This window comes from Stenotrophomonas sp. STEN056 (genome assembly GCF_056759635.1).
This window is the reverse complement of record NZ_JBRRDL010000060.1, coordinates 1-4,135: the sequence shown is the minus strand read 5'-3', so window position 1 is coordinate 4,135 and position 4,135 is coordinate 1. Positions and strand designations below refer to the sequence as shown.

Sequence of the window (4,135 nt, the reverse complement as noted above, 5' to 3'; positions counted from 1 at the left end):
CAGCAGCCAGCGGTGCACGAAGCGCTCGGCCGCGCGCATCGGGCCGACGGTGTGGGAGGAACTCGGGCCGATGCCGATCTTGAACAGGTCGAACGTACTGACGGACATGCTGAATCTGCGTGCTGCATTGAGATGGCGGCTATTCTACGGGCTCGCCGCTGCCGGCCCTGCCTGCAGCGCAACATTCTCCCTGCGGAGCAGAGCATGAGCGGTTTGGTCCTGTACCAGCGAGACGATTGCCATCTGTGCGATCTGGCCCTGGGCGTACTGGCGCAGGCACGCGTGCCGGAGTTCGACAGCGTGTTCATCGACGAGGATGCGGTGCTGGAGGAGCGCTACGGCGTACGCGTGCCGGTATTGCGTGACGCTGCAGGGCGTGAGCTGGACTGGCCATTCGATGCCGCGCGACTGGCGACGTGGCTGGGCAGCGCGGAACAGTGGCGCGCTCAGACCACCTGACGGGCGGGGTCGCTGAGTTCCAGTTCGCGCAGTACCACGCTGGCCTGGGTGCGGTTGCGCACGCCCAGGCGGTCGAAAATGGCCGACAGGTGCGCCTTGACCGTGCGCTCCTGGACTTCCAGCCGGTCGGCGATCTGCTTGTTGAGCAGGCCTTCGGCCACCAGTGCCAGTACCCGGAACTGCTGGGGCGACAGGCTGGCCAGGCGTGCAGCCAGCTCGCTGTCATGGTGCGAGGACTGCGCCCGCGTCACCGACGCACGCAGCGACGCCGGCAGCCATTGCTCACAGGCCATCACGCAGCGGATGGCGTCGTGCAGTTCGTTCAGGCCCGAGCTTTTGGGTAGATAACCGGCGGCGCCGTGGTCGAGCGCGCGGCGGACCACGCGCGGGTCGTCATTGGCCGACACCACAATCACCGCCACGCCCGGGTGCTGGGCGCGGATGGCGGCCAGCCCGGCCAGGCCGTGATTGCCCGGCATGTGCAGGTCCAGCAGGATCAGGTCGGTATCCGGGGCGGCATCCAGCGCCGCCAGCACGCCTTCCAGCGACTCGGCTTCGCGCACCTGCATGCCACTGACCGCGTCGCTGGCGGCCTGGCGCAGGGCAGCGCGGAACAGAGGATGGTCGTCGGCAATCAGCAGGCTGGGCATGGGGCCGGTGCTTGGGCGGTGGTGTGGGGTAGGCAACGGTAGCAGAGGGACGGGTGAGTGAAGTGACCCCGGTGGGAACCGCGCGGGCCGGGCACGCACCGCGCGGTCCTGTTGTCCCGCTACGGCGCGTGTTTCTTCTTCAGCTGCATCCGGTTGTTACTGCGCCGTCCACGCGCCGTCGATCGGCATGGCGGTGCCGGTGACGTTGTGGGCTTCGCGGCGGCACAGCCAGACCACCATTGCGGCGATGTCCTCGGGCAGCGACATGCGCAGGCTGGGCTGCTTTTCCTCAAGCAGGGCGCGCACGCCGTCGTCACGGCTGCCGCCGTTGCGGTGGGCCTGGATCTGCGGCTCGATCAGCGGCGTCTCCACCCAGCCCGGGCACACGCAGTTGACGGTGACACCGCCGCTGTCGCGGCTGCCGGCGGCAGCGTATTCCAGCGCGGCCACCTTGCTCAGGCCGACGATGCCGAACTTGCTGGCCACATACGGTGCCTTGTTCTTTGAGGCGACCAGCCCATGCACCGAGGCGATGTTGAGCACGCGGCCGAAGCCACGCTCGGCCATGCCCGGCAGCGCGTGCTGCATGGTGTGGAAGGCGGCGCTGAGGTTGATGGCGATGATGTCGTCCCACTTCTGGGCAGGCTGCTCGGCCAGCGGCGCGGCGTGCTGGATGCCGGCGCAGTTCACCAGCACATCGATCTGGCCCCAGGCCTGCACCGCTTCGAGCATGCCGGTGATCTGGTCGGGCTTGCGCAGGTCGGCATCGAAGTGGCGCGCCTGGCTGCCGGCGTCGGTTACGCTCTTGAGCGCGGCTTCAATCTGTTCGGCGCTGCCCAGGCCGTTGATGGCCACGCGCGCGCCCGCAGCCGAGAGCGCCTGGGCAATGGCCAGGCCGATGCCGGAGGTACTGCCGGTCACCAATGCGGTGCGGCCCTGCAGAAAACGGTCCATGTGGGGGACTCCGTAGAACGTGGGAAAGTACGGGGAAACGTAGCAGCCGTTGCGCTAAAAGCGTGTGGTACCAAAGTACGATGATCCGGCCCGGGGGCCTTTGCTAGTGTGCGCCCATGAGCCAATCCCTACTGCGTGCCGCCTGCGGCCTATTCGTCGGACTGAGCCTGGCCTCCTGCGCCAACGGCCCAGCGTCCAAGTCCGTGGAGCCTTCCATGTTCAGCAATGAACTCCGCAGCGAGCACCGAGGCAGCGACGATCTGCTCACCGCCGGCCTGGGCCTTGCCGGTTTGCGCAGCATGGCGCCACCGGCCTTTGCCGATGCCAACGCGCCCACGGTGGAAGAACTGCGCCGGCGTGCGTTGTGGGGCAGCTGGCGCGGCATTGCCGATCTCGCCCCGGGCGGCGGCTACGGGGAATTGTTCGGCAGCCTGGCGCCTGCGCCGGGTCGCGAATATTCGGCCTATGCACGACTGCCCGAGGCCAGGCAGCCGCACCGCGTATTGGCGCAGGTGCCGGACAACTTCGATCTTGAAAAGCGCTGCGTGCTGGTCGCACCGGCGTCCGGCTCGCGCGGTATCTACGGCGCGGTATCGGTGGCGGCAGCGTGGGGCCTGCCCAAGGGCTGTGCAGTGGTTTACACCGACAAGGGTGCGGGTAGCGATTACTACGACCTCGATGCACAGATGGGCGTGCGCGCCAATGGCACCGTTGGTGCGTTGGGCGAGGTCGCCGACCTGGCCTTTGTGCCGGATGCGCCGGTCAATGCGTCGGGCGTGGCGTTCAAGCACGCGCATTCCAAGGACAACCCGGAAGCCGATTGGGGCCGCCATGTAAAACAGGCCGCGCAGTTCGCGCTGCTGGCGCTGGAACAGGCCTATCCGCAGGCCGCACCGTTCACCTTCGACAACACCCGCATCATCGCGGTGGGCATTTCCAACGGCGGCGGCGCGGTGCTGCGTGCTGCCGAACTGGACGGCGATTGGCTGGATGCGGTGGTGGCCGGTGAGCCCAGCATCTATTCCGATGGCCCGGGCTCGCGTGCGCTGTATGACTACACCACCGAAGCGGCGTTGTTGATGCCATGCGCGCAGTTGCACATGGACAACCTGCCGCAGCCGCCGATGACCGCTGCACTGCAGGCTGGCGCCGCCGTGCGCTGCGCCACGCTGGCTGCCGGGGGCGTCATCAGCGGCGCTACCCCGGCGGCACAGGCCAAGTCCGCCTACGAGCTGATGATGCGCGAAGGCTGGACCGACGAAGCGCTGCGCGCCGGTGCCTTGTCCACCGGCTTTGACCTGTGGCGCGCCATCGCCGCGACCTACGCCTCGGCATACGGCCGTTACGGCGTGGGCGAGCACCCGTGTGGCTTCAACTTCGCGGCACAGAATCCGGACTTCTCCCCGCGTGCGAGCAGCGCTGCCGAACGCGCGGCGTGGATTTCCGATGGCAGCGGCATCCCCCCCGGTGCGGGCGTCGGCCTGCTGGACAGCAAGGTGCAACTGCCGGACCTGACCTACGCTGGGCTCAAGTGCCTGCGTGGTCTGTGGGACGGGCAGGGCGATGACGCCAAGCGCGTGCAAGCCGGTATCCAGGCCACCCGCGCGGGTTTGCCGCGTCAAGGGCTGCCGGTGATGGTGATACACGGCACCGACGATGGCCTGATTCCGCCGGCTTTCAGCAGCGCACCGTATACCGCTGCGGCCCAGGCTGCCGGACGCGAAGTGAGTTACTGGCAGGTAAAGCACGTGCAGCACTTCGACGGCTTCCTCGGCCTGCCGGATTACGGCGCGCGTTACCTGCCGTTGCTGCCGTATGTCTACGCCGCGCTGGACCGCGTGCAGGCACGCCTGGACAGCGGGACCGCATTGCCGGCCAGCGCGGTGATCCAGACCACGCCGCGCGCGGGCAAACCGTTGACGGCCGACAACCTGGCAATGCCGAAGTAATCGACAACCCGGGTAGGAGTCAACTGTCTTGCACAGTCTCCATAGAGCCGACCCGCCAAGGCGCGTTGTCACGCTTCATCGCGTTGAGCCGGGTCAGGTATTTGCGCATGCAGGCGGTAACGG

The 4,135-nt window shown here is 67.8% G+C and carries 5 protein-coding genes; 2 read left to right on the top strand and 3 right to left on the bottom strand.

Annotated features, from left to right (window positions below):
* Positions 1-108, bottom strand: a 108-nt coding sequence (locus ACVOLO_RS17940) for a serine dehydratase beta chain (protein WP_481571357.1), incomplete at its 3' end; no start/stop codon positions are given.
* A gap of 96 nt (positions 109-204) precedes the next feature.
* Here ACVOLO_RS17940 and ACVOLO_RS17935 point away from each other — a divergent pair.
* Positions 205-459: a glutaredoxin family protein gene (locus tag ACVOLO_RS17935; RefSeq protein WP_481571684.1), complete on the top strand. Its 255-nt coding sequence runs from the start codon at positions 205-207 to the stop codon at positions 457-459.
* On the opposite strand, the gene ACVOLO_RS17930 is transcribed toward ACVOLO_RS17935, so the two are convergent.
* Together ACVOLO_RS17930 and ACVOLO_RS17925 are read right to left on the bottom strand one after the other, a co-directional pair.
* On the bottom strand, positions 447-1,109 hold the full coding sequence (locus tag ACVOLO_RS17930) for a response regulator transcription factor (RefSeq protein ID WP_481571683.1): 663 nt from the start codon (positions 1,107-1,109) through the stop codon (positions 447-449). The two genes, ACVOLO_RS17935 and ACVOLO_RS17930, sit on opposite strands and share 13 nt — an antisense overlap.
* Positions 1,110-1,265: 156 nt before the next feature.
* Complete coding sequence (locus tag ACVOLO_RS17925) at positions 1,266-2,063, bottom strand: 3-hydroxybutyrate dehydrogenase (protein ID WP_481571682.1); 798 nt, start codon at positions 2,061-2,063, stop codon at positions 1,266-1,268.
* A gap of 116 nt (positions 2,064-2,179) precedes the next feature.
* On the opposite strand from ACVOLO_RS17925, the gene ACVOLO_RS17920 reads away from it, so the two are divergent.
* Positions 2,180-4,012, top strand: coding sequence for a 3-hydroxybutyrate oligomer hydrolase family protein (locus ACVOLO_RS17920; RefSeq protein ID WP_481571681.1), 1,833 nt, complete (start codon positions 2,180-2,182; stop codon positions 4,010-4,012).
* Positions 4,013-4,135 lie beyond the last annotated feature (123 nt).